Origin of the sequence: Streptomyces xinghaiensis S187, assembly GCF_000220705.2 — a bacterium.
In the GTDB taxonomy this organism is placed as follows: Bacteria; Actinomycetota; Actinomycetes; order Streptomycetales; family Streptomycetaceae; genus Streptomyces; species Streptomyces xinghaiensis.
This window is the reverse complement of the sequence record NZ_CP023202.1, coordinates 1,193,234-1,217,388: the sequence shown is the minus strand read 5'-3', so window position 1 is coordinate 1,217,388 and position 24,155 is coordinate 1,193,234. Positions and strand designations below refer to the sequence as shown.

At 71.8% G+C, this 24,155-nt stretch carries 20 protein-coding genes; 9 read left to right on the top strand and 11 right to left on the bottom strand.

Going from position 1 to position 24,155, the window contains the following annotated elements; genetic code table 11:
- Nucleotides 1-476 precede the first annotated feature (476 nt).
- Nucleotides 477-1,697 (top strand): RNA-guided endonuclease InsQ/TnpB family protein, encoded by a 1,221-nt coding sequence (locus SXIN_RS05185; RefSeq protein WP_039823275.1) that lies wholly within the window; start codon nt 477-479, stop codon nt 1,695-1,697.
- Nucleotides 1,698-1,999: 302 nt separating this feature from the next.
- Here the strand turns inward: SXIN_RS05185 and SXIN_RS05180 are convergent, their stop codons facing one another.
- Genes SXIN_RS05180 through SXIN_RS05170 form a run of 3 tightly spaced genes read right to left on the bottom strand, consistent with a single transcriptional unit; the run spans nt 2,000 to nt 5,492 of the window.
- On the bottom strand, nt 2,000-2,746 hold the full coding sequence (locus tag SXIN_RS05180) for a hypothetical protein (protein ID WP_019710887.1): 747 nt from the start codon (nt 2,744-2,746) through the stop codon (nt 2,000-2,002).
- Between the two features lie 4 nt (nt 2,747-2,750).
- Nucleotides 2,751-3,242: a hypothetical protein gene (locus SXIN_RS05175; RefSeq protein WP_019710886.1), complete on the bottom strand. Its 492-nt coding sequence runs from the start codon at nt 3,240-3,242 to the stop codon at nt 2,751-2,753.
- A gap of 6 nt (nt 3,243-3,248) precedes the next feature.
- The gene (locus SXIN_RS05170; RefSeq protein ID WP_039823273.1) at nt 3,249-5,492 is read right to left on the bottom strand and encodes a glycoside hydrolase domain-containing protein; all 2,244 of its coding nucleotides are present in this window, start codon (nt 5,490-5,492) and stop codon (nt 3,249-3,251) included.
- Here SXIN_RS05170 and SXIN_RS31185 point away from each other — a divergent pair.
- The 3 genes from SXIN_RS31185 to SXIN_RS05155 all read left to right on the top strand — a co-directional run bounded on the left by SXIN_RS31185 (nt 5,455) and on the right by SXIN_RS05155 (nt 7,269).
- The gene (locus SXIN_RS31185; RefSeq protein WP_157916254.1) at nt 5,455-6,165 is read left to right on the top strand and encodes a hypothetical protein; all 711 of its coding nucleotides are present in this window, start codon (nt 5,455-5,457) and stop codon (nt 6,163-6,165) included. The two genes, SXIN_RS05170 and SXIN_RS31185, sit on opposite strands and share 38 nt — an antisense overlap.
- 11 nt (nt 6,166-6,176) lie before the next feature.
- A complete protein-coding gene (locus SXIN_RS05160) occupies nt 6,177-6,635 on the top strand; it encodes a hypothetical protein (protein WP_157916253.1) in 459 nt (152 codons plus the stop codon).
- 154 nt (nt 6,636-6,789) lie between these two features.
- Entirely contained in the window at nt 6,790-7,269 is a 480-nt protein-coding gene (locus SXIN_RS05155; RefSeq protein WP_019710882.1) for a hypothetical protein, read from the top strand.
- A gap of 77 nt (nt 7,270-7,346) precedes the next feature.
- Here the strand turns inward: SXIN_RS05155 and SXIN_RS05150 are convergent, their stop codons facing one another.
- Nucleotides 7,347-7,907 carry a hypothetical protein gene (locus SXIN_RS05150; protein WP_238153678.1) on the bottom strand — a complete coding sequence of 187 codons (561 nt, stop codon included), beginning with the start codon at nt 7,905-7,907 and terminating at the stop codon, nt 7,347-7,349.
- Between the two features lie 308 nt (nt 7,908-8,215).
- Here SXIN_RS05150 and SXIN_RS05145 point away from each other — a divergent pair, with 308 nt between their 5' ends.
- From SXIN_RS05145 to SXIN_RS05130, 4 genes are all read left to right on the top strand, one after another.
- Nucleotides 8,216-9,367 carry a sensor histidine kinase gene (locus SXIN_RS05145; protein ID WP_019710881.1) on the top strand — a complete coding sequence of 384 codons (1,152 nt, stop codon included), beginning with the start codon at nt 8,216-8,218 and terminating at the stop codon, nt 9,365-9,367.
- Entirely contained in the window at nt 9,364-10,020 is a 657-nt protein-coding gene (locus tag SXIN_RS05140; protein WP_019710880.1) for a response regulator, read from the top strand. The genes SXIN_RS05145 and SXIN_RS05140 overlap by 4 nt, the downstream gene beginning before the upstream one ends.
- Nucleotides 10,021-10,248: 228 nt before the next feature.
- The gene (locus SXIN_RS05135) at nt 10,249-11,661 is read left to right on the top strand and encodes an MFS transporter (protein ID WP_019710879.1); all 1,413 of its coding nucleotides are present in this window, start codon (nt 10,249-10,251) and stop codon (nt 11,659-11,661) included.
- Complete coding sequence (locus tag SXIN_RS05130; RefSeq protein ID WP_019710878.1) at nt 11,658-12,887, top strand: FAD-dependent monooxygenase; 1,230 nt, start codon at nt 11,658-11,660, stop codon at nt 12,885-12,887. Before SXIN_RS05135 ends, SXIN_RS05130 begins: the two co-directional genes overlap by 4 nt.
- Before the next feature lie 135 nt (nt 12,888-13,022).
- Here SXIN_RS05130 and SXIN_RS05125 read toward each other — a convergent pair whose 3' ends face one another.
- The 6 genes from SXIN_RS05125 to SXIN_RS05100 all read right to left on the bottom strand — a co-directional run bounded on the left by SXIN_RS05125 (nt 13,023) and on the right by SXIN_RS05100 (nt 20,745).
- Nucleotides 13,023-13,739, bottom strand: coding sequence for a response regulator transcription factor (locus SXIN_RS05125; protein ID WP_019710877.1), 717 nt, complete (start codon nt 13,737-13,739; stop codon nt 13,023-13,025).
- On the bottom strand, nt 13,736-15,109 hold the full coding sequence (locus SXIN_RS05120) for a sensor histidine kinase (RefSeq protein WP_019710876.1): 1,374 nt from the start codon (nt 15,107-15,109) through the stop codon (nt 13,736-13,738). The genes SXIN_RS05125 and SXIN_RS05120 overlap by 4 nt, the downstream gene beginning before the upstream one ends.
- 273 nt (nt 15,110-15,382) lie before the next feature.
- On the bottom strand, nt 15,383-16,549 hold the full coding sequence (locus SXIN_RS05115) for a DUF1015 family protein (RefSeq protein ID WP_157916252.1): 1,167 nt from the start codon (nt 16,547-16,549) through the stop codon (nt 15,383-15,385).
- An 11-nt stretch (nt 16,550-16,560) separates the two neighbouring features.
- Nucleotides 16,561-17,820: a pyridoxal phosphate-dependent aminotransferase gene (locus SXIN_RS05110; RefSeq protein WP_019710875.1), complete on the bottom strand. Its 1,260-nt coding sequence runs from the start codon at nt 17,818-17,820 to the stop codon at nt 16,561-16,563.
- A gap of 10 nt (nt 17,821-17,830) precedes the next feature.
- The gene (locus tag SXIN_RS05105; protein WP_019710874.1) at nt 17,831-19,198 is read right to left on the bottom strand and encodes a KamA family radical SAM protein; all 1,368 of its coding nucleotides are present in this window, start codon (nt 19,196-19,198) and stop codon (nt 17,831-17,833) included.
- A gap of 242 nt (nt 19,199-19,440) precedes the next feature.
- Nucleotides 19,441-20,745 (bottom strand): MFS transporter, encoded by a 1,305-nt coding sequence (locus SXIN_RS05100; RefSeq protein ID WP_019710873.1) that lies wholly within the window; start codon nt 20,743-20,745, stop codon nt 19,441-19,443.
- A gap of 130 nt (nt 20,746-20,875) precedes the next feature.
- On the opposite strand from SXIN_RS05100, the gene SXIN_RS05095 reads away from it, so the two are divergent.
- Nucleotides 20,876-21,493 (top strand): CGNR zinc finger domain-containing protein, encoded by a 618-nt coding sequence (locus SXIN_RS05095; protein WP_095756642.1) that lies wholly within the window; start codon nt 20,876-20,878, stop codon nt 21,491-21,493.
- Here the strand turns inward: SXIN_RS05095 and SXIN_RS05090 are convergent.
- A complete protein-coding gene (locus tag SXIN_RS05090; protein ID WP_095756641.1) occupies nt 21,473-23,995 on the bottom strand; it encodes a condensation domain-containing protein in 2,523 nt (840 codons plus the stop codon). The two genes, SXIN_RS05095 and SXIN_RS05090, sit on opposite strands and share 21 nt — an antisense overlap.
- Nucleotides 23,996-24,155: the final 160 nt, after the last annotated feature.

The following is a 24,155-nucleotide window of genomic DNA, read 5'->3' as shown; positions in this document are numbered from 1 at the left end:
TCTGCCCACCCGGCCTGCCGTCGTCAGCGGACCGTGAGAACGACCTTGCCGGTGGCGGTGCGCTCGTCCAGCAGGGCCAAGGGCTTGGCGGAGGTCCGCCCCGGATTTCGGCATCAGCAGCCGGCCGGCCGCGGCCACGAAGCTCCGTCAGCAGCCAGGCGCGTCCCGGCCGTCGCATCGAGTTCCGCCCGGATCCGGCCGAGCCCGACGCGTTGGAACGGTGGTGTCCGTGGCGGCGGACAGCACGGCTGGAGAGCGCCGACGGGCCGGTGTTCCGGTCCTGGCGGGCACCGACACCGGAACGGCCTACGTCCATCAGACCTTCTTGCGAGGGGACCACCGGCTTCAGCCGGTGGGGGAATCGAATCCTTGGGCCGGAGCCGCGCAGCGGCGGAGCACGCTGCGTCGTCAGTGGCGAGCGTTAGCGTGAACACACCGGCATTGGTCAGGGGAGACTGCGGTGAGGTGGGGTGGGTGTGAGGCGGGCGTATCGGTTTCTTCTGCGTCCCACGGTCCGGCAGGAGCGGGCGCTGGTGGAGATGCTGCAGGATCACTGCTCTCTGTACAACGGGGCCCTTCAAGAGCGCCGTGACGCCTACCGGCACAGTTCCCGGACCTCGGTGCGGTACGGGGATCAGTCGGCGCAGTTGAGGGAGATCCGGGCGTTCGATCCGGAGCGTCAGGGCAGGTGGTCCTTCTCCAGCCAGCAGGCGACCCTGCGCCGTCTGGACCGGGCCTTCCAGGCGTTCTTCCGGCGGGTGAAGGCCGGTGGCGCCCCCGGGTATCCGCGCTTCAAGGGGGTCGGGCATTTCGACACCGTGACCTTTCCCAGGGACGGGGACGGCTGCCGGTGGGACTCCACCCCCCACGACGCGCAGACCCGGGTCCGTCTGCAGGGTGTCGGGCATGTCCGGGTCCACCGGCACCGGAGCGTGAAGGGCCGGGTGAAGACGGTCGGTGTCAAGCGGGAGGGCCGGCGCTGGTATGTGATCCTGGCCTGTGACGAGGTGCCCGCCGAGCCGCTGCCCCCGACCGGGAGCAGGGTGGGTATCGACCTGGGCACGGTCCACTTCCTCACCGACTCCAGCGGCCGCCACGTCGGGAACCCCAGGTTCCTTCAGGCGTCGGCCGGGGAGCTGGCCGCAGCGCAGCGGCACCTGGCGACGTTTCCGAAGCGCACGCGACGTCGTACGAAGAAGCATCGTGCCGCGGCCCGCAAGGTCGCCCGGCTGCACGCGAAGATCCGGCGCCGGCGTCTGGATCATCACCACAAAGCCGCACTCGCTCTCGTGCGCGAGCACGATGTGATCGGGCACGAGCGGCTGAACACCGCGGGCATGACCAAGGCGCCCGTACCCCGGCCCGACCCCGACCGCGACGGTGCCTTCCTGGCGAACGGTGCCGCAGCGAAGGCCGGGCTGAACCGCAGCATTCTGGACGCGGGGTGGGGGCAGTTCCTGCGGATCCTGGCGGACAAGGCTGAAAGCGCCGGTCGCCGTGTGATCCCGGTGGACGCCCGCAACACTTCCCGCACCTGCCCACCCGCAATCGGCGGATGCGGGCACGTGGCGAAGGAGAACCGCGTCACCCAGGCGAAGTTCGCGTGCGTCAACTGCGGCCTGGTCGCGAACGCCGACCACGTCGGCGCGCTCAACGTCAAACACAGGGCCGGGCTGGTCCTCTGCGCCGGTGCCTAGCCACCGACACAGGAAGCCCGCGACTTCAGTCGCGGGTGGAGTCACCCCGGTTTCAGCCTGCACGACGAACTGGAGAACCTGACCGAAGCGGGTCTCCCTCCGATGCAGGCCCTGCGGGCGGCGACCAGTGAGCCCGCCCGGTTCCTCGGACTGCACGACGTGGGCGTCGTCGGCGCGGCGCGATCGCCGATCTCGCCGTCCTCGACGCCGACCCCCTCGCCGACATCCGCAACACCAAGTGGCTGCACGCGGTGGTCTTCCAGGGCACGCTGATCAGCGCGGAACGCCGGGTTACGGCCTGCTCAGCCGTGCTGAGCAGCACGGCGGCGCCGTGCGGGCTCGGTCACGTCGGGTACGCCCCCGGCACCCGCGCCGGGAGTCTCGTCCCACGTCCGGATCTTGGCCGCGACCCGTTGCAGCCGGGCGTCACCGGGCTGAACGGTGAGGTAGAAGAGGGCTTCGTAGGGTCGGCGATCGTCGCCGCCCCAGCGAACGACACCCTCGGCGTCGGCGACGATGTCACCGATCACCCGGCGCTGCCACGCGGTGAAACCGCCTCGTACACCCCGCGGGTACGAGTCCGGCCGGATGACGACGGCGGTGCCGGATGCCTGATTGGACTCGGGCTGCCGGGCGTCGCGGACGGACGAGGGTGTGACCCAGCCTTCGAGGGGGTTCGGTTCGCCCGGCAGGCCGAGTGCGTCGACCTCGTAGTGGAACCGGCGGATCACATGGACGAGGACTCTCCCGGCATCCCCTCTGCGGACCGAAACGCCGAGGCCGGTGCCCGCAACATGGTGGGTGCTGATGTCCCCGCCCTCGTCGGTGGCCTTCTGCATCTCCCATCCGTTGGCCGACGGCCGGCCGGTGATGAGACGGCGGCGCCGGGCTTCGGCCCGTCGCAGTGCCCTCTTCAGTCTGTCGTTCTTCAGGGGGCGCGGTGCGGCCGTGGCGGGGGAGGAGAGGAAGCCGGTGGAGGCGGGGATTACGGCGGTGGCGCCGGCCGCAGCGATGAGAGCGCTTCTTCGGGTGATGCCGGTGGGACTCAACAGGTCAGCCTTTCTTCCGAGTTGTCGCGGTCGTCGTGCGCTGCTTGCGCTGAAGGACGACGGAGGCAGTGGCGCTGAGCAGGGCCAGCAGCATCAGCACGGCGATGGACGGATTGACGTAGTCGGGGATGACGACGGCGTAGTCGCGGCCGTTCGAGGCCTCGCAGACGAGCCGCAGCGGGACGAAGTCACCTCTGAGACCGACCAGGGCCGGTATGCCGTCGGGACGCCGGTGCTCACACTCCTCGGCCTGTTCCTGGTCTTCGAGGAACAGGAGGTGGAGGCATCCCCACAGATAGAGGGCGATTCCCGCGGTGACCGCCGCCAGGGACACGTCCCGCCATGTGCGGGACGGCGTGGACCGCAGACGAGCCTGCCGTGTGAACCGCGAGAACAGATAGACGGTGAGTCCCGCCAGGGCCCCCATACCGGCGATCAGGACGGTGAACAGGACGGCGAAGTCGTGCCCTTGCCAGGGATCGGATGCTGTTGTCACGATTCCTCAGGACTCACGGACGATGCGGTTGTACTTCTCGAAGATGGCGTAGAGCGGCATGCGCAGTTGTGCGTGTTCCACGGCCTTGTCGCCGAAGCCCTGGTACCGGCGGAGGACTTCGAAGATCTCCGATTCGCCGTAATCGAGGGCAGGCCGGCGGATCGGGGTCTCGGCGTGGTCGCCGGCCTTGCCGTCGGCCGCCCACACATGCAGGTGGGGAACGGTACTCAGGTTGAACACGTTGTCCTGGTTCATTTTCTGCCACATGGCCCAGCGATCGCCGTCCGAGGTCGGGTCGAGGATCCTGCCCTCGAGGAGCCCTGAGCGGATCGAGTTGTTGCGGGACAGGATGCCCGTGCGTCCCGATATCTTGGCGATGCCGGTACTGCTGTCGACGAGCCGGGAGACCCCGGTCAAGTCCTTGCCCCAGTCCGGGATGACACCGGTGTGGTAGAGCACGACGCCGGCGTCCTCCACCATGTCCTTGAGGCTGTAGTGGCAGAACTCCCAGAAGGCCGACGTCTGGATGAGAGCCTTGCGCATCCGGTATCTGCGGGACGCCGAGGTGATGGCGGCGTCATGACTCATGATCGTTTCGAGGCATTCCTCCCGGGTGTAGATGCGCCCTGTTCCCCCGGGCTTGCCGATGGACTCCATGTAGGCGTCGACTTCGTTCAGCAGCGTCGCCCACAGGTCGAGGTCGAATCCGATGTCCAGCCTCTCGGGCGAAGGTGGGTGGAAGTCGCCCTGGCCCGTGTCCCGTCCCGAGGCGATGTTGTTGTCTATCTCGATCCGGCCGTCGCCCGAACCGATCACCTTGGTAACGATCTGGTCGAAGGCCCAGTTGGCGGGCATCGGGTAGCCGAGGTTCCCGGAGAATCCGGATGACATGTTCGAAACGAAGCTGGCGTCTGCGTATCCCTCTTCGGAGATCCGGGAACACGCGTTGCGCGGACCGTACACCCCGATTCTGTACGGGCTGCCGAGCCGGTTCATCTCCTCCTTGACGCTCCGGAAGTACGGCAGGATGTGCGATGTGACCTCGTGGTCCACCGCGTCGTAGTCGACAGCGAAATAGATGCGTGAGCCCGGCTTGAACCCGTGCTCCTCCGCTTTGAACGCGGCGTTCAGGCAGTCTGCGGAGCCCTGCGCGACACTGTAGTAGTCGACCGATCGCGCCCACGTCTGGTAGATCGGGAAGCACCGCAGCCCGTATTCCTTGATGGTGGCGAGTTCGCCCGGCTGGATCTCCTTCTCCGGAAGGGAGGTGGTGGAGGGGTTGTACAGATAGCGGCCGACGTACTTGTAGCCGGCAGCTTTCAGGGCCCGGGCGCGGGCAGGAGTGATCTTCGTGACGCCGTCGCACGCTTCGCCCTCGCGGGTCTGGTCTCCGTAGGAGACCAGAAGTGACGCCCACGTCGGGAAGTCTGCCTGACCGGTGGCCCGCAGCTTCATGAAGGTCTGGAATGCCCTGACACTGTCGGACAGCGCGGAGGTGAAAGAGCCCGAGAAGGAAACCGGGCGTGCGTTGAGCACCATGGCGGCGCTGAAAAGCCGCACCCATACCCCGGAGGAGCCGGTGGATAATGTGTGGTCCTTCAGACCGGCCCGGGTGCCGGGACCGAAGACTCCGTTCGCCACACCGTCGGCCATGCCCAGTTCGTACTGAACGGCCAGGAGCATCGACTTGGCGACATCCCGCGAGTGGTGGCCGTCGCAGGGAATGGCGTAGTAATCCTTGCGGAGTATGTACCGGCCGTTCAGCCACTGCTGTACGGAGCGGATGGCGTCCGAGCCGTTGTTGACGGTGACATAGGCGTCCATGTTGAACAGGCCCTTGACCACCTTCGGCCACAGGGAGCTGCCGGGATAGGTGCTGCTGACTCCCATGTTCTGGTTCAGCTCGGCCACTGCGGCTCTGACGCGGGAGTTGTACGTGCCGTCGATGTCACCGCCGTCGTAGCCCTTGCAGTAGAGGGCGGACTGGATGATGCGGCAGAAGATCGCTGATGGGATCGTCGTCTCGTCGAGTTTGCCGTACTTCTCCTGCAGTGCGGAGAGCGTTCCCGGACCGAAATTGTTCGACAGCGCGGTGATGCCCATCTCGTATTGCAGGGCGCGCGTGAGCGCGTACATGACGGGCCAACCCGTCCGGCCGTTCTCCTCCAGTTCGGAAATGCCGAGGGTGGCGCCGTTCCCGTAGGTGGTGTTGATGAACCTCTGGGCGCGAAGCACCATTTCGTCTGTCACTGAGTTCCTTTCCATCCGGCTTCACCGCGCGGACCGCGCGCGACAGGAGGCGGACGCGCGTGCCGTGCCGCCCTTTGGCCCTTCCGGTTCGGCAAATATTTCACGAGATCAACTGACCGAAAAGGCCAACTTCTGGCCAGTGTTGGCAGATTTGCTCTATCTGCGGGACGTCTTCGACTGGATAGTGATGAGATCGATGCGGTTGCGGACGCAACCATTCATCGTTCCCGGGTGTCCACAGCGTGCGCCGCTCTTCGTGCCGACTCGCTCTCACCAGCCGGGCACGTGCCCGGTCCGGGATACCGGCGGGATGCCTGATGTCCACTCGGAGGCGCCGGGAGGAAATGCCCGGCACGGAAACCCGGGAAATGCGCCGGCCGGCAAAAAGGGAAGGCGTCCTTTCGGCACCATCAGCGAGGCAGCCGCCCAGGCGGAGAAGATTCTGACCGACACTCCTGTCAGCACGGACGGAGTGATCCTGGTGGCCGGCCGCGCCCTCCTGATCCAGACGTTCGGCGGCACGGGCACTCTGATGCCGCACCTTCTCCCCAGCGGTCAACTCGACGAGTGGTGCAACGCGTTCGGCGGCAACTTGGTGCAGCACGCCTCCACGGAAACGCTTCGGCAGGCGCAGTACCGGGCGAACCAGCAACGATTCCTCGGCTCGAAGTAACGTCAGGGCGCATGGTGTCTCTGTTCACGTTCCTCGGTCCGCCTGCGATCACGCTCCTTCTCCTCGTCGTCGGGACACTTCCGTACGCATGGTGGGTGACCAGAAGGAAGCCCTCGTGGCCGGCCCGCTGGGCAGTGCTCGGGATCGCGGCAGCGATCGCCGCTTACGGGGCCGGAACCGTCTACGGGCTCGCCTTCACGAACCCGCTCAATCTGTGCGGGGACCGGACCGGCAATGGCGTGTACATGGATGCAGGACGGAACTACAGCCTGACGTCGGTGAGCGTGCACAGCTTCCCTCCGTCCATCACCTGTCACTGGAGCAGCGGCCACAGCACCGAAAAGGTGTGGTTCTGGGTCACGCCCCTGCTGTACGCGGGGCTGGCCTGCTCCGTCGTTTGCTCCGCGCTGCTCTTCAACAACCGCCACAAATCCAGAAAGGCTCCTCGTGACAACAAGCTTGCCGCGTAGACGGGCTCTCGGCCTCGGCCTCGGAGCCGGGGCCACATTCGCCCTGACGGCTACTGGACCCGTGCAGGCCGCCCCAGCTTCCAGCGAGCGCACATGGAGACCGCCCCGGTCCGCGAACGGCTGGCCCGTCCTTGACCACGCCCGGAAGCACCAGGTGGAGGGCACGGACGTCGAGGTCTCCCTAGCCGAGGGCGACGCGGCGACGGTACTGCTGTACGTGGCCCGCCGGTTCGCCTATGAGATTGACATGCTCAAATCCGGTGACATCCAGGGGCACACCACCAACCGAAATGTCGGTGCTCCGTTCGAGTCGAACCATCTGTCAGGCACCGCCCTCGCGATCCGCCCCCTGCATTACCCGCTCGGCGCCGACGTCAAGAACACCGGCATGAACGAGGCCGAACGGATCGTCGTCACGGACATCCTCACCGATTGCGAAGGCGTCGTGGTGTGGGGCGGGGACCTGAAGCCGGTGAAACAGTCCCACTTCCACATCGACGTCAAGCCCGGAGACCCCCGCATGGACCGTCTCACCGCCCGTATCCGGGGATGGAACGGCACACCCGGTGAGGGCGCCGGAACGATCGATGCCTTCGCGCCTGCCAGGCGCCGTCGCGCCGCACGCTTCCAGTAGTCCCGTTGCTGTCAGCGAGGTCTTTGCGTAATCACGATCCGTCCAGTTCGCGCGTGACGTGACGTCATGTCCGCCGGCTATCGCGCCCCCATGGATACCTGCCACCTCCCCCGGGACAGGTGGCACACCCCATCGGGCGTGATGCGCACACGCGCACCGAGCAACGGCAACGAGCCTTCCGCGTTCAGCCGGTTGCGGATGCGTTCCAGTGCGGACCAGAGCTGTTGCGGTCCGCACTGGTGCACGGTCGGCGGGTCGGTCCACTCGGCGGACGCGCGCGCCCATGATTCCGGGTGCACCAGGTAGGCGGTTCGCGTCCGCCCGCTGGTCTCGTATCCGAGTTCCGTGCCCGGTGCCGTGACTTCCAGCATGGACCGGAGTTCCCATGCGTTCGCCACGTCCACCACGGGAGAGCGGCTCGTGCTGCTCTCGTCCCCGTCCGCCTCACGGGCGAAGGCGAACAGCTCGGTCAGGGCGGGCGGTACTCGTCGCCGGACCGGGTGAGCATGAAGCCCGCCATGTCCCGCGCGACCGTGCCCACCACGTCCCCGTTCCGTGCCGCCGGCGAACAGTGTTGCCGTCGCGGCAAGGGCGACGCCCAGTGCCGCAGGGCGTGTGCGGGTACGCGGGATACGCATGACTTTCCCCTTTGGTTGCTGACTGCTGATGTGTCTGCCTGCTTGCGTGCTTGCGCGGAACGGCCCCGGCCCGGCCCGGCGAATTCCAGGGGCCGCCGGCCGGCGGGGCGATACCCCATGGCCCCCCGTGCCGGGGCACGAGCCCCGCCGGCCGGTGATGTGAACGTACGATCCGCCGCGCGCGGGCCGCGTCCCGCGCACGGTTGAACTCCCGGGCGGACCAGGGCGGTAGCCGTTCGGCATCTCCAACCCGCGCTGTACCACGCTGGTTTGACGCCCATCGCCGATACCGGCCTTACGCTGCTGCGATGCGGATCCGCTCCCTCGCCGTCGACGCGCTGATCGCGGCGGCGCTGACCAGTGTGGCCCTGCTGCTGGGACAGGAGGCCGCGCGCCAGGGGCAGAAGCCGCTCGACGCGACCGCCTACGCCCTGGTGGTCCTCGTCCATCTGCCGCTGGTGTTCCGCGGGCGGGCCCCGGTCGTGGTCTGCGGTCTCGTGCACGCGACCTGGCTGGTGTACATCACCGCCGGCTACTGGGCCGTGGTGTGCAGCTTCGGCCCCCTGCTCGCCGTCTACACCGTCGCCTCCCTGCGAGCCGTGTGCGTCTCCCTCCCCTGCGCGGCGCTGCTGGGCGGGGTATGGATCTACGCGGGCGCCGTCAGCCACACCGACTCCTGGCCGTCCGTCGTCGGGCAGGCCCTGGTCTATCCGGCGGTGCTGTGGCGGTTCGGCGTCGTCGCCCGCCGCTCGGCCGAGCTGACCCGGCAGCTGCGCCGGGAGCAGGCCGACCGGGCCCGTCGAGAAGTGGCCGAGGAACGCGGCCGGATCGCCCGCGAACTGCACGATGTGGTCGCCCACCACATGTCCGTGATCTCCGTGCAGACCGGTCTCGCCCGGTTCGTCTTCGACACCGACCGGCGGACCGCCCGTGCCGCACTCGACACCATCGACGCCACCGGCAAGGAGGCTCTCGACGAGCTGCGCCGCATGCTCATGGTGCTGCGCGCCGCCGACGACGGCGCCCCCTCCGCCCCGATGCCGGGCCTGGCCCGCCTCGAAGAGATGGCCGAACGCATCCGCGCCGGCGGGGTGCCCGTCGCCGTGACCGTCGAGGGCACTCCGCGCCCGCTCGCCCCGGGTGTGGAGCTGTGCGCCTACCGGGTGGTGCAGGAGGCGCTCACCAATGTGGTGAAACACGCCCCGGGCGCGCGTGCGGAGGTACGGCTCACCTACGAGCCGCACCAGGTGACCGTCTCGGTGGCGGACGACGGAGAGGGGGTGATTCCGGACAGAGTCCGCAGCGGCGGCGGGCACGGCTTGCTGGGCATGCGCGAGCGGGCCAAGCTCTACGGTGGGCAGATCAGCATCGGCCCGCGGGAGCAAGGGGGTTTCGCCGTGCGGCTGACCCTGCCGACCTCCGCGCGGGCCGCGAGGCGGGGGGACGGCACGACCACATGACAACCGTGCTCGTCGTGGACGACCAGTACCTCATACGGGCCGGCCTGGTGGGCCTGCTGCACGCCGCACCCGGCATCGACGTGGTCGGCGAGGCCGGCAGCGGCGAGGAGGCCGTGGCGCTCGCCGCCGAGGCCGCCCCCGAGGTGATCCTGATGGACATCCGCATGCCCGGCATGAACGGCATCGAGGCCACCGAACGCATCCTCGCCCAGGCCGCCGACCCCGTGCCCCGGATCCTGATCCTGACCACCTTCGACCTCGACGAATACGTGTACGGGGCGCTGCGCGCCGGAGCCTCCGGTTTTCTGCTCAAGGACTCCGGCCCCGAACGGCTGCTCGCCGCGGTGACCGTGGTCGCCGGTGGTGACGCGCTCTTCGCGCCCAGCGTCACCCGCCGCCTGGTCGAGGCGTACGCCCGCCGGACCGCATGCGAACAGCCGCCCGATCTGCAGGCACTGACCTCCCGCGAACGGGAGGTCCTGAGACTGATCGCGGGTGGTCTGTCCAACCTGGAGATCGCCGACCGCCTCTACATCAGCGAGGCGACCGTCAAGACCCACCTCAACCGCACGATGACCAAGCTCAACCTGGACAGCAGGGCACAAGCCGTAGTGGCGGCGTACGAATCGGGGCTCGTCGCCCCCGGCAGATAGCGGCCGGGTGCGTCGGCCGCCCCCTGGGCCCACCGCTCCCTTTCGACTGCCCTGCGGCGGCACGGCCCGTAGTGCGCACGCACCAGGGCGCGTGACCGGCTGGTCCGGGCGCACCAGGGGAAGACGGCGCCGGGGGACGACGCCCGGCGGGGCGCCGGAGGGGAGTGTGGGAAGCGCGCGGATCTCGCGCATTCCCCCTGGCCCAACGGCGTCTGGAGTGATCGACAAGTGGCGTTGTCCCTTTCCCCGTCCCCATCCCCCTCCCGGGTCCGCGTCGGGAGGCCGGCGATCGCCGCCCTCGGCGTTCTGGCGCTCGCCCTCGGCACCCTGCAGTCCGTGGTCGAGCCCGCGCTTCCGCTGCTCCAACGCGAGCTGGGGGTCAGTCCCGCCGAAGGGGCCCTGGTCGGCAACGCGTTACTCGTCACCGGCGCGGTCGTCACGCCCCTCGCCGGCAAACTCGGCGACCGCTACGGCGGACGGCGGGTGCTGCTCCGGCTGATGGCCGTGGTCTCGGCCGGCGGCCTGCTGGCCGGCCTGGCGCCGAACCTGCCGGTGCTGCTGCTCGGCCAGGTGCTGCAGGGCGTCATGGTGGGCGTGCTGCCCCTCTCCTTCATCCTGGTGCGCAAGCACCTCACGGTGAGAGAGTCGCAGGTGGCGATCGGGGTGGTCCTCGCGCTGTTCTCGGGCGGCAGCATCGTGGGCACGCTGGTCGCCGGGCCGATCGCGGAAAGCCTGTCCTGGCACGGGATGTTCGTGCTGCCGACCATCGCGATCCTCGCATCGACGCTGGCCGTGGCGCGGCTGATGCCGCACGACCCGCCGGTCCGGCCGGACGAGGACGGGATCGACTGGGCCGGCGCGGTGCTGCTGAGCGGCACGCTGCTCGCGCTGATGCTCGGGCTCGTGACGGTGACGAGCGCCGGCCTGCCGCCGCTGGCGCTCGGCGGTATCGGAGTGGTCGTGGCGGGTCTCGCGACCGGGTGGGTCGTCGTCGAGCGCCGGGCGACCGCGCCGATGGTCGATCTGCGCGTGCTGGCGAGGCCGGCCATGTGGAGTGCGTGCGTGTTCACCCTCGTCATCACCACCAGTGCCGGGATGGTGCTCCTGCTGCTTCCGCAACTGTTCGCGGCACCGGCCGACGGGTACGGCTTCGGAGCCGGCACCACCGAGATCGGGCTGTTCCTGCTGCCCGGCGCCATCGCCGGGGCCGTCAGCGATTCGGTCGGCGGTCTCGCGGCGCGGCGCTTCGGTCCGCGCGCCGTGGTCGTCGCCGGCACCGTCGTCACGGCGGGCACACTGCTCGCCCTGGCATCGCTGCACAGTGCCGCCTGGCAGCTCGTCCTCGCCAAGACGCTGACCGCGTTCGCCGCGGGCGCCGCCACGACGGCGCTCCTCGCCGGCACCGCCACCGCCGTTGAGGCCGGGCACACCGGCGTCGTCACCGGCCTGCTCGTGGTGACCCGCGTGATCGGCTTCGCCCTGGGCGTCCAGATCGGCGGCGCGATCCTCGCCGCCGGGACCGACCCGGTGACGGGCCTGCCGGCCGAACCGGCCTTCGTCACGGGGTTCGTCACCGCCGGCCTCATCGCCGCACTGTCACTGCTCGTTGTCCGCATCACCAGGAAGGGAGCCCGGGCATGACGACACGTACGGGGCTGACGGCGGACGCTGGGACGTCCGCGAAGCGCAGGGTTCTGATCTCCGGGGCCGGTATCGCCGGACCCGCGCTGGCCTACTGGCTGCACCGGGCCGGATGCGCGGTGACCGTGGTGGAGAAGGCGGGAGCGCCGCGCCACGGCGGCTACCCGATCGACATCCGCGGTACGGCGACGGAGGTGGTCCGGCGGATGGGGATCCTGCCGCGACTACGGGACGCGCACATCGACTCGCGCCGCTTCACCTTCCTCGACGCCGACGGCAGTGAAGTCGCCTCGGTCGACCCGCGCGCCCTCGCCGGCGGTGCCGGGGGACAGGACCTGGAGGTGCGCCGCGGGGATCTGGCCGCGCTCCTCCACGCGCTGGTGCGCGACGACGTGGAATTCCTGTTCGACGACTCCGTCGACACCCTCGACCAGCACGCACAAGGGGTCGACGTCACGTTCCGCAGCGGTCGGCGGCGCACGTTCGACCTGGTGGCCGGCGCCGACGGTATGCACTCGCAGACCCGGGAGTCCCTGTTCGGTCCCGAAGAACAATTCCACCGCTACCTCGGCTACTGCTTCGCCGTCTTCACCATGCCGAACACCCTCGGGCTCTCACGGGAACTCGTGATGTGGAACACCCCGGGGCAGGCCGCGGCCCTCTACGCCGTCGGGGACGACGACGAGGAGCTGCACGCCTTCCTCAACTTCCACCAGCCGGAACCGCCGTCCGAAGCCCTCCGCGACCCGGGCGCCCAGCGGGACTTGGCCGCCACGGTCTTCGCGGGCGCGGGATGGAAGGTCCCCGGCATGGCCGGTGCCCTGCGCGAGGCGGACGACCTGTTCGTCGACACGGCCGCTCAGATCCGTATGCCCCGCTGGTCCAGCGGTCGCGTCGTGCTGGTCGGCGACGCCGCGTACGCGCCCTCGTTCCTCACCGGGCAGGGCACGAGCCTCGCGCTGGCCGGTGCCTACATGCTCGCCCACGCCCTGGCCGCGCACCGGGACCACACGGAGGCGTTCGCCGCCTACGAAAGCGGCGTCCGCGAGTTCGCCGCCATGAACCAGGCACTGGCCGGCAAGGGCGCGGCCAGGCTCTTCCCCACCACGGCGCGGGCGCTGGAGCAGCGCAACACCATGCTGCGCGAGCTCCTGACCCTGCCCGCCGCACCGGCGCCGCCGGCCCACTCGGCGCTTGTACTGCCGGAGTTCGCCCCGGTGCCGTGAGGCGCCGTGAGATGACGTGAGGTGACGCGCAGTCAGTAGCACCCGTCACCCGTCACCCGGCGGCCGGCCGCGGAGATGGGCGCGCGCGGCCGGCTGCGTGGCACCGCCGGACGGCTCCGGTACCGGCCGACCGGCCTACGGCGACGAGTCGGGTCCGCCACCGGTGCCGCCACTGGTGCCGGCGTTCGGGCCGGGGCGGACCAGGCCCGTCCGGTAGGCGATGACGACGAGCTGGGCCCGGTCGCGGGCCTCCAGCTTGGTCATGGCGCGCTGCACGTGGGCGCGCACGGTGAAGGGGCTGAGGAACAGCCGCTCGGCGATCTCCTGGTTGGACAGGCCGGTCGCGACCAGGGCCACCATCTCGCGTTCGCGCGGGGTGAGCGCGGCGAGCCGTTCGGAGTGGAGCGACGGGGCGGTGTCCGGTGTGGCCAGGAAGCGGGCGACCAGGGAACGCATCGCGGCGGGGGACAGGAGGGTGTCGCCGCCGGCGATCGTCCGCACCGCGTCCGCCAGCTCCTCGGCCCCGATGCCCTTGCCGATGAAACCGCCGGCCCCCGCGCGCAGCGCCTGGGCGACGTACTCGTCGGTCTCGTACGTGGTGAGGATCAGGACGCGGGTGCCGGCCAGCTCCGGGTCCGCGCAGATCTCCGAGGTGGCGGTGAGGCCGTCCACCCCGGGCATCCGGATATCCATGATCACGACGTCCGGACGCAGTTCCCGGGTGAGTCGCACGGCCTCCCTGCCGTCGCCGGCCTCGCCGACCACGGTGATGTCGTCGGCGGTGTCGAGAAGCAACCGGAACGCACCGCGCAGCAGTGCCTGGTCGTCGGCGAGCAGCACCCGGAGCGTCATGGCGCGTCCCTGGCCTCTCCGCCGCCCGTCCGCGCGCCGTCCGGCCGCGCGTCGTCTGCCGTCCCGCCGGCCATCCGCTCCTCCTCGGTGGTTGACGCCCCGTCAGTCCTCCACGCCGTGTCCCTGACGGGCGGGAGGGGCAGTTGGGCCGATACGAGGAAGCCGCCCTCCGGGCGCCTGCCCGCGGAGAGGTGCCCCCCGACGGCGGTGGCCCGTTCCCGCATCCCGATCAGGCCGTAACCGGGCGGACGGCCCGGCACCGCGGAGGCACGCGGCCCCGGGGAGCCAACCGGTCCCGCGGACGGGTCCGGCGCCGCACGGGCGCCCCCTCCGTCGTCGGCGACGGTGATGGTCACGCGATCGCGGTTCCAGACGAGGCGCACCCGGGCGCTACCGGTACCGGCGTGCTTGGTCACGTTGGTCAGGGCCTCCTGGACGATGCGGTAGGCGGTGAGGTCCACCCCCGGCGGCAGCGGTCTGGCCGTGCCCTCCCGGTGCACCGACACCTCCAGACCCGCGCGGCGGAAGGATTCGAGGAGTGCCGGAAGCCGGGACAGCCCGGGGGCCGGTTCGGCGGGTCCGGAGGCGTCGCCGGGCGCGTCCCCGGACTGACGCAACAGGCCGACGGTGGCCCGCAGTTCGTCGAGCGCGTGACCGGTGGTCTCGACGAGTTCCCCCAGGCTCTTGCGGGTCTGCTCCGGGCGGGTGTCGAAGAGATGGGCCGCGACCGTGGCCTGCGCGTTGGCCAGGGTGATCTGGTGGGCCACCAGGTCGTGCAGTTCCCGGGCGATGCGCACCCGTTCCCCGGCCACTCTCCGGCGCGCCTCCTGGTCCCGGTCCTCCTCGGCCCGCCGGGCCCGCTCCTCCACGGTCGCCAGGTAGGCCCGCCGGTTCCGCACCGAGCGGCCGAGTACACCGGCCAGCAGCGGGACCACCGCCATCACCACCATCCTGCTCGCGTCCTTCCACGAGAAGTCCCCGAACAGCGGGACGGAGGCGGCCAGCACCGCGGAAGTGAGCGACACGGCGCTCGCCGCGCGCCGTTCGGTGCGTGCGGCGAGCGCGTAGGAGTAGGCGGTGATCACGGCGGGGGCCACGATGAGCGGGGTGAGCAGGAGCCCCAGCGGCGGCACCAGCACGCCGGCCGCGGTCGTGGCCGCCAGGACGGCCACGGGCGCCCGGTGCCGCAGCGGCAGCACGGCACAGGACACCACGGCGACGACATAGGCGGCGGCGGGCGGCGCTGACAGCGTGTTGTCGACCCGCACCACACCGCCGAGCAGGCAGAGCGTGAACGCCGTCGCCGTGACCGCTCCCTCCCGCCACCCCGTGCCGCGTGGCCGCGGGCCACCGCCCCCCGTGATCGTCATACCGGCTCAGCTCCGGCCGGCGGGGAGCCGCGGCACCGCTGTTTCGCGGGACCCGGTCGCGGGGGCCGGGACACGCCCGCTCAGCGCCTCACCCTCGACATCCACCTTCGGCAGCACACGGTTCAGGATAGGGGGCGGCGACCGGGCCCGGTGGCCGAGCGGGTCCGGCACCGACGCGTGAGCACGGACAGAGGCGGCCGAGTTGGTGCCGGACCCCGCGGATCCCCGGCTGACCGGCCGGCGGATGCCGGCTCCTCCGGGCCCGTCGGCTCCTCAGGCCCCGGCGCGCACTCCGGGCGCGCGCGGCCGTGCGGGCTGTGCGGGCCGTGCGCGCTGTGCGGCGAAGCGGTAGACGACCTGCCGGGGCAGCGGTTTGGGGCCGAACGAAGTGGACTTGGCCGGCATGCGGACACCGGCCTCGGCCAGGCGCCACACCGACTCCTCGGCCGGCGGCGGCACCAGGAGGAGGCTGCCGCCGCCCGGCGGGGGAGGGGCGGCCCCGTCCCCGGCGTGGAGGTGGCGCACCCGGTCGCCGGTGACCGGCGTGCGCCAGACGCGGGTGAGGAAAAGATGGTGCGCCACAGCGACGTCGATCGATCGCCAGGCGGCGGGCCGCCCGGCCAGCGCCGACCGGACCGCGTCGGAGCGCGGCGCCGTGATGGACCAGCAGCGGCCGGCGCCGGCCAGGACCAGTTCACCCGGCACCGGGCGGCGGGGCGGCGCGGGCAGCTCCGCGACCTGCGCCACCCGTGCCGCCTCGGCCGCGGCCCGTACGGGGTCGAGCCCGGGGACCAGCCGGTCGATCGCGGTCAGCCGCAGCGGGTGGCGGACGGAGTCCACGAGCAGGGCGAGGACCCGGTCCCAGGGGCCCGGCTGTCCGCCGAAGGCCCCGCGGTACCGCTGCGCGGCGGCGAAGCGGTGGTGCCCGTCGGCGAGGAGGGCGGTGCGCCCGGCGGTGCCGGCCCGGATCGCCGCCCGGTGTTCCGGGTCCGTGCAGGCCCAGTAACGGTGGACGGTCCCGTCCTCGCCGATCGCCTCCCAGTCCGCGGGCCCGGCGGCGGTGCTGGCCAGTGCCGCGGCTGCCTCGGGCCCGCCACGGTGGCTGAGCAGTACCGGTTCGGCGCAGCCGCCCGTCAGCCGGGTGATCCGGTGGTGCAGGTCCACCCCGGCCGGGAGCACGTCCTCGTGCGGCAGGACGCCGTGCCACGGCCCGGCCAGGTCCAGCGCGCCGATGACCCCGCGCTGGAGGAGGACGCCGTCGCGGCGTTGTTCGAGGACGTAGAAGGCGTCGGCCCCGTCGGGCCGGACCGCGCCGCCGTGGCGCGGCCCGGTGCGGACGCGGGTGCCGCGGAAGGGATGGAAGCGCAGGCCGCCCGCCGGTCCGCGGCGCCGCCCGGGCCCGGGGCGCCGGCGCGGGCCGTCCTCCTCGTCCGGTGACATCCGGACCGGCCTCACCGGGCGGTCAGCTTCGCGAACGTCTCCTCCAGCCGTTCGAGCACGGCGCTCACATGCGGGACGCGCAGGGGATCGGCCGCGGCCAGCGCCTCCTCCTGCTGCTCGGCGGTGTCCCCGTAGAGCATGCTCGTCGCGGCCTTGAAGCGCAGCGCCCGTTCGTCGTCCCCGAGATGGTGCCCGGCCAGCACCATGACGCCGAAGGCGTCGAGCAGGTGCCGTTGCAGCGAGGGGGAGTCCCGTACCCCGGCGGCCGCCAGGCGGTCCCGGCACGGCCCGAAGTCCGGGTAGACGTAGAACCCGCCCGTGGGAGGGCGGCAGGAGGCCCCCGCGGCGACCACGATCCGGTGCACGTCGCGTGCCACCGCCCCGTGCAGCCGGCGGCAGGCGGCCAACCGGGCCCGGACGGCGGGCGGTTCGGCGAACGCGTAGGCCGCGACCTCCTGCATCGGCCCGGCCAGCGTGGACCAGACCTCGCTGGCGACGGAGAGGACGGCGGTGCGGATCCGGTCGCCCCACGGGCCCTCCGGGAAGCGTGCCACCCCGATCCGCCAGCCGCCGAGGGCGAGTGTCTTGGACAGACCGTTGGTGACCACGGTGCGGTGGGGTGCGACCTCGGCCGGGCTGAGCACCGGTGTGCCGGGATCGTGCACGATGTCGCGGTATATCTCGTCGGAGACGATGAGCAGGTCCTCCTCCTCCGCGAGCGCGCAGATCTCCCGCACGAGCCGGGGCGGAGCGAGGGTGCCGGTCGGGTTGTCGGGCAGGGTGATCACCACGGTGCGCGGGTCGTGCCCCTGCCGGCGGGTGGCCAGCAGCGTCTCACGCAGTGCCGCGGGGTCGGGCACGCCGCCGCACTCGGCGGGGATCGGCACGCCGAACGCGCGCTTCCCGGCCAGCACGGCCTGTGGGGCGTAGGTGTTCCAGCAGGGCCGCGGCAGCAGGACGTCACCGGGCACGGCGTGGTTCACCGCCATCAGCAGCGGCTTGCTGCCCGGCGCCGTGACCACCTGGTCCGGATGGGTGGGCAGACGGCGCCGGGTGAAGTAGCCGGCGACGGCCTCGCGTACGTCCGCGCCACCCGCGACGGGACCGTAGGCATTGCGCCGCGCACCGGCGGTCAGCCGCTCGGCCAGCGGGCCGAAGGCGGGCAGCCGGGCCTCGCCGAATCCCAGGTGCACGATGTCCTCGCCGGCGGCGCGGCGCCCGGCCACCTCCTGATTGAGGGCCAGGTTCGGTGAGAGGTTCCAGTCGGCCATGGCGGGCTCCTCACCGGTGCCGGGATCCGGCCACGCCCGGCCGGGTCAGGTCGGGACGGGGGGCGCCGCGGACCGCCGCCGCGATGTCCGCCGGGGTGTCCGGGGCGAGTTCGAGGTCGTCGATCCAGGAGGCGGAGACGGAGTAGCGGGCCCGGAACGGCCGGCCGACCAGTGAGGGGTCCCTGGCCTGCAGCATGCGCAGATGGAAGAAGCGGCCGTGCGCGGTCTCCTCGACCCCGTCGACGACGACCTTCCCCGGGGTGGCGGACATGACCGGGCCGCGCACCGTGCGGGCCAGCCCGGGCAGCTCGCGGTAGGCCGCGCGGAAGATCTCCGACGCCTTCGCCAGCGGCACCTTGAAGTAGTCGTACGGGCCGGTGTCCCGCTCCACGAACATGTAGTACGGCACAGTCCCCGCGGCCAGCTCCGCACGCCACAACTCGGCCCAGGTCCGGGCGTCGTCGTTGACGTGGCCGACCAGGGGCGCCTGGCAGTAGACCACCGCGCCGGTGGCGCGGATGCGTTCCAGGGCACGGCGGGCGAGGTCGGTCCGCAGCTCCCGGGGGTGCGTGAAGTGCGCCATGACCGCGAGGGTGCGGCCCGATGCCACGACCTGTTCGAACAGCCGCAGGACGTCGTCGGCGTCGCGGTCCCCGGTGAACCGCTGGGGCCAGTAGGCCACCGACTTGGTGCCGATCCGGATGGTGCGCACCGACTCGACGTTGAGCAGCGGCTCCAGGTGCCCGCGAAGCCGCTCGGTGGACATCACCATCGGGTCGCCGCCGGTGACCAGCACGTCGTGCACCTCGGGGTGCTCGTGCAGATAGCCGATGAGCCGCTCGGGGCCGGGGGCCGCGAAGCGGAGGTCCGCGTCGCCGACGAACTGCGCCCAGCGGAAGCAGTAGGTGCAGTAGGCGTGGCAGGTCTGGCCCTGTCCGGGGAAGTACAGCACGGTCTCCCGGTACTTGTGCTGCAGCCCGGGGATCTCCTCGCCGGCCAGGCTGGGCACGTTGAGCTGCTTCTGGCCCGACGGATGGGGGTTGAGGCCGGCGCGGATGCGGCTTGTCTCGGCCCGGAGCGCGGCCCGGGGCGCCCCGTCGCGGAGGAGGCGGGCCAGTTGTTTCTCATCGTCGGCCCGGAGCATTCCGCGTTGTGGGAAGACCAGCCGGAATATGGGGTCGGACGGAATGTTGTCCCAGTCGACGAGCTGTTCGAGCACGTAGTCGTTGACCCGGAAAGGGAGCACCTGCGAGACGATCTTTACCGCTTCTCGGATGTCGTCGGACATCCCGTATCGGTCGGCGATTTCGTCGATATGGCGTGGCCCATGGGCGCGGAAGCGTTCGGTCTCCAGCAGTGTGGGGGCCATCAGGGACATGCGAGTTCCTCCGTCTCGTGGGGCACCGTGTCCGCGGATTCCCTCATGCTATGGGGCACGGTGCCTGACCGGCCGGTTTTGCGCGGACCGCTTGATAGCGGTTCCGAATGGGCCGATAGCGCGGAGCAATTCGGGGGCGGGAAGGAAACGGAGGGTAAAAGGGGAAGGGAAAGAGAAAAGGGAAAGGGCGGGGACACCTCCAGGTGTTCCCGCCCTCCCCGCGCGGCGCCGGCCGGTGTGGTTCAGCCCGGCACCGGGTGTGCCGTCGCCTCGTCCAGCACCCGCGGGGTCACGGTGCGCAGGAAGGGGACGATCACCAGGAGGGCGGCCACCGCGAAGACGGTGAACGCCGCGCGCAGCCCGAACCACTCGGCGAGCACACCCACCAGCCCGGCGCCCAGGGGCATCGCGCCCCAGCTGAACAGGCGGGCCGCGGCGTTGTAGCGGCCCATCAGCCCGGTCGCCACCATGCGCTGGCTGATGGTCCGGGAGTTCACCGTCCACAGCACGCCGCCCATGCCGCCGGCGAAGGCGCCCGCCGCCACCAGCCACAGGTTGGTGGTGAGCACCGGCGCGGCCATCATGGCGGCGGTGCCCACCAGATCGGCGAACATGGCCCAGCGCCGGCCGAGGAGCCGGTTGACCCGGCTCACGGTGAGCGCGCCGACCAGGCCGCCGGCTCCGAGGGCGCTGAGCAGCATGCCGTACTCCTGGGCGCTCAGCCCCATCAGGGAGGTCGCCACCAGCGGCATCAGGGCGAGCCAGGCGCCCCAGCAGGCGCACAGCACGGTGAGGGCGAGCGCCATCATGCGCAGCAGCCGCTGGTTCCACAGGAAGCTCAGGCCCTCGGCGATCCGCTGGTTCACCGAGCCGGTGGGCCGGTCCCCTTCGGCGCGCGGTGCGAACCGGCCGGCCAGCAGGGCCAGCACCACCATGCCGATCACGTACGCCACGCCGGTGGTGCCCAGGGCGATGCTCGCGCCCGCGGCCAGCAGGAGCCCGCCGACGAAGGGGCCGCAGAACTCGTTGCACACCGTTTCGGCACCGGCCACCCAGGCGTTGGCCCGCTCCAGCTTGCCGGGGGCGACCGCCGTGGGCACGAGAGCGGTGGCCGAGGTGAGGGCGACGACCTCGGCGACGCCGAGGGCGATACCGCCCAGGTAGAGGGCGGAGAGGGTGGTCGTCCCGGTGACGGTGGTCGCGAGGAGTGCCGTGATGGCCGCCAGCCGGACGGAGTTGGCGATCCACAGCAGCAGGCGGCGGTCGTAGCGGTCGACCAGCACGCCGACGTGGAGCGCGGTCAGCAGCCAGGGGAGCGTGAGGGTGAGTCCCACGGCCGATACCAGTGCCGGTGACGCGGTGAGCTGGGTGGCCAGCAGGGGCAGCGCCACCTTGGTGACACCGTCCGCGAGGTTGGTGAGGGAGGTGAACAGCACCAGCACGGCGGTGTTCCGGTCGCTCACGGCGTCCAGCGGGTGGCCCGGGGCAGGCGCCGTCCGCGCCGTTGGCCGCGGCCCGGGGGCCTGGTCGGCGGAGGTCTTCTCCATCCTTAACTCCCTAATCTGTTTCGGTGGTTAGCATTGTGCCGCGTTACTCTGGGCTCGGGAGGAAGACAGCTGACCGGTCCAGCGGAATGGCCGGTTATGATCGGCCGGTCGGCCGGAATGAGGAGGGCTGATGCCCGGACCATCTGCGGCGGTAGAGCTGATCATGGGCTTCACCAACACCGTCGACATGGAGAGCGGACGGGACGAACTGGCCACGCCTGCCGGGCTCGCTCGCTGGCTGGCCGCCGCGGGGCTCGTCGAGCGGCCGCCCGGCCTCACGGAAGCCGGTCACCGGGCCTGCCTGGATCTGCGCACCGGCATGCGCGAGGCCCTGGACGACGGCGGAGCCCCCGCCTCGCCGCACCGGCTGGCACTCGCCGACGCCGTGCTGGCCCGGCTGCCGGTCACGGTGACCCTGACCGCGGCGACCGCGCCCCCGCGGGACGGCCGCCCGCCCGCCGTCCTCGTCCCGTCGCCCGACCTGACCGGCGGGTCCGCGGCCGTCGCGCACCTGGCCGTCGCCTGGGCCGAGTTGGTGCTGACCGGACGGATACGGCGGCTGAAGCGGTGTGCGGAACGGCGGTGCGGCGAGGTCTTCTGGGACACCTCCCGCAACCACAGCCGGCGCTGGTGCTCCATGCAGGTGTGCGGCAACCGGGCCAAGGTCCGGCGGCACACGGCCCGCCGGGCCGGACCCGGGCCGTCCGGTGCGCACGGGCCGCCCGGGTCAGCCGGACCGGCCGGCTGACCCCGCCGCGCCGGCCACGGCCGGCAACAGGCCGGCCGCGAGCGCGGCCAGACGACGGGCGTGGGGGTCCCGCAGCATCCCGTAGTGGTCGGTGTCCAGCCGCTCCGCCGACAGCCCGCCCGTGCACCACGTGTCCCACCGTCGCACCAGAACGTCCGGCAGATCGGCGGCCACGGCCAGTGCCGGGGAGTCGACCGGCTCGGCATCCCGGTACCCGGCCATGGCCGCGTGGTGCCGCCGGTGCAGTTCCCAGCGCGCGGCCAGGCTGTCCGGCCGCGCGTCGTGTCCGGCCGCGCGCAGCAGCGCGGTGAGCATCTCGGTACCGGCCCGCTCCGGCGTGGCGGTGCGCAGCACGTCCGGGCAGAGCGCGTGGGCGCCCGCGCCGCGCAGCACCGCCTCGGCGAAGGAACCGAAGTCCGTGACGGCGTAGTCGTGCCCGTGGTCCGGGGGCGGAGCGTCCAGCAACAGCAGCGGCGGCGGGCGGTGCCCTGCCTGCCGCAGCCGGACCGCCACGGCGTGTGCCAGGAGACCGCCCATCGACCAGCCGCCCAGCACATCCGGCAGCCCGGTCCCGGCCTGCAGGGTGCGGGCGTACCGGTCGGCCATCGCGGCCAGGTCGGCCCCGCAGGAGCCGTCGTCCTCGCTGACCGAGACCCGCCAGTGCGGTGGCAGGGCCGCGACCAGCGAGCGGTAGGGCAGCCGCCCCACGCCGGCGCCGTGCACGAGGTGGAGGTGCGGCCCGCCGGGGCTGCCGGTGCTGAGCCACCGCGGCCCGCCGCCGGGTTCCGCGTCCGGCGGGACGGCCTCCGGATCCGCGGCGACCGGGGCCGTGGGCGGCGCCTCGCCGCCGGGCGCGTGCCCCGGGGCCTGTTCGGCGACCAGCCGTGCCAGCCGCGCCGGGGTCGGCCGGTCCAGCCAGTCGGCCACGTCGATCCGGCTGCCGGTGCGGTCCTCCACCGTGGCGATGAGCGAGAGCACCTGCAGGGAACGGCCGCCGAGCTGGAAGAAGTCGTCCTCCGCGCCCACCTCCACGCCCAGGATCTCGCGCCAGACGCCGAGCATCCCGTCGTCCGCCGCCGCTCCCGCCCCGGTGCTCCGCGCCTCCGCGGCCGGAGCCGTGTCCCGGGCGGCGGCGCGTGAGGTCACGGACAGCCGGTCGAGGGTTCCGCCGGCCTCGGCCGATGCCGCCAGCACCCGGTCCAGGTCGTCCAGCAGGGCCCGGACCGTGCTCCGGGAGAGTCGCCGGGTGTCGTACTCGACCTCGACCACCGTGCCCGCGTCATCCTCGAACAGGCTGATCAGCACCTGGCACCGGGCGCTGGTGCTGGGGCTGGGCAGCAGCCGCGCGGGCCGGCCGCCGAGGCTCAGCCCCGAGCCGATCGAGCCGTGGTGCGTGATCACGATCTCGGGCCCGGACCCCAGCGCGGTCCGGTCCCCGGGGGACAGGTCCGCCACCGCGTCGGCGAAGCCGATGTGCTGGTACGGCAGGCTCTCCCACAGGCCGTCACGGGCCCGTGCGACCACGGCGTCGAAGCTCTCCGCCGGCGAGACCTCATCGGCTGACAGCAGCACGTTGCCGCAGTAGCCCACCCTCCGCAGGTCCTCGGGCGTGGACCGGTTGGCCACCATCACGCCCAGCGCGGTCCGGCCGCGTGCTCCTCCGAGCGCCAGCACCGCACGCAGCGCCGCCAGCTGTACGGCGAACGCCGTACAGCCCGCCCTCCGGGCGCAGGCGGCCACCGCGGTGGTCACCGCGGGCGGCTGGCGGTGCCGGAGCACCTCGCCGGAGCCGGGCCCGCCCGCGTCCGCCCCGCCGGCCGGGTCCGGAGCGAGCGCGGCCGCCCGCGTGCCGGCCAGCCGGAGCGGCCAGAAGGCGCGCTCCGCGCTCCGGAGCGGCCCGCGGGCACGCTCGGCGAACGCGCGGTGCGTCACCGGGGGCCCGTCGAAGACCTCGTCGGCGGCCACGTCCGGTCCCCGGTCCCGTACGGCCAGGTAGGCCCGCTCCAGATCCTCGACGACCAGGTGCAGCGCCCAGCCGTCGAGGACCGTGTGGTGCGCGGTGACCCACAGCTCCTGCCGGTCCGCGGCACGGACCAGGGCGGCACGGGCCAGGGGTGCGGCGTCCAGCTCGAACGGGCGCGCATGCCACTGCCCGGCCAGCGAGTCCAGCAGCGCGCCGGCATCCGCCGGGCCGGCGCCGCGGGTCCGGCCGCCGGCCGGGAGCGGCGGGACGGTGTCCCAGCACACCTCGGCCAGTTCGCTCTCCACCGCGGGACGGACCTCCTGGACGACCGTGTCGTCGCGGCGGGAGAACGACGTCCGCAGCGCTTCGTGGCGCTCGGTCACCAGGTGCCAGGCGCGTCGCAGCGTACCGGCGTCGATCCCGGCCACCCGCATGCGCCAGGTCAGGTTGTAGGCATCCCTCCGGGGAGCGCGGTGCTGCATCCACCACATCGACTCCTGCGTCGGGGAACTGGGAATTTCAACCGGAGCTGGATTCATTTCTCCTCACCCGATGTCGGCATGGTGCCATGCCCGGAGATGATGCGGGCCGGAAAGATCCCGGGCAAGTCCCCGGCTATCGGCCGATAGGCGTTTCCCATGGGTCCTGCCACATGCGTTCCGTTATAGCCTTATACGCTCCGCCTATCGTCTTCACCTG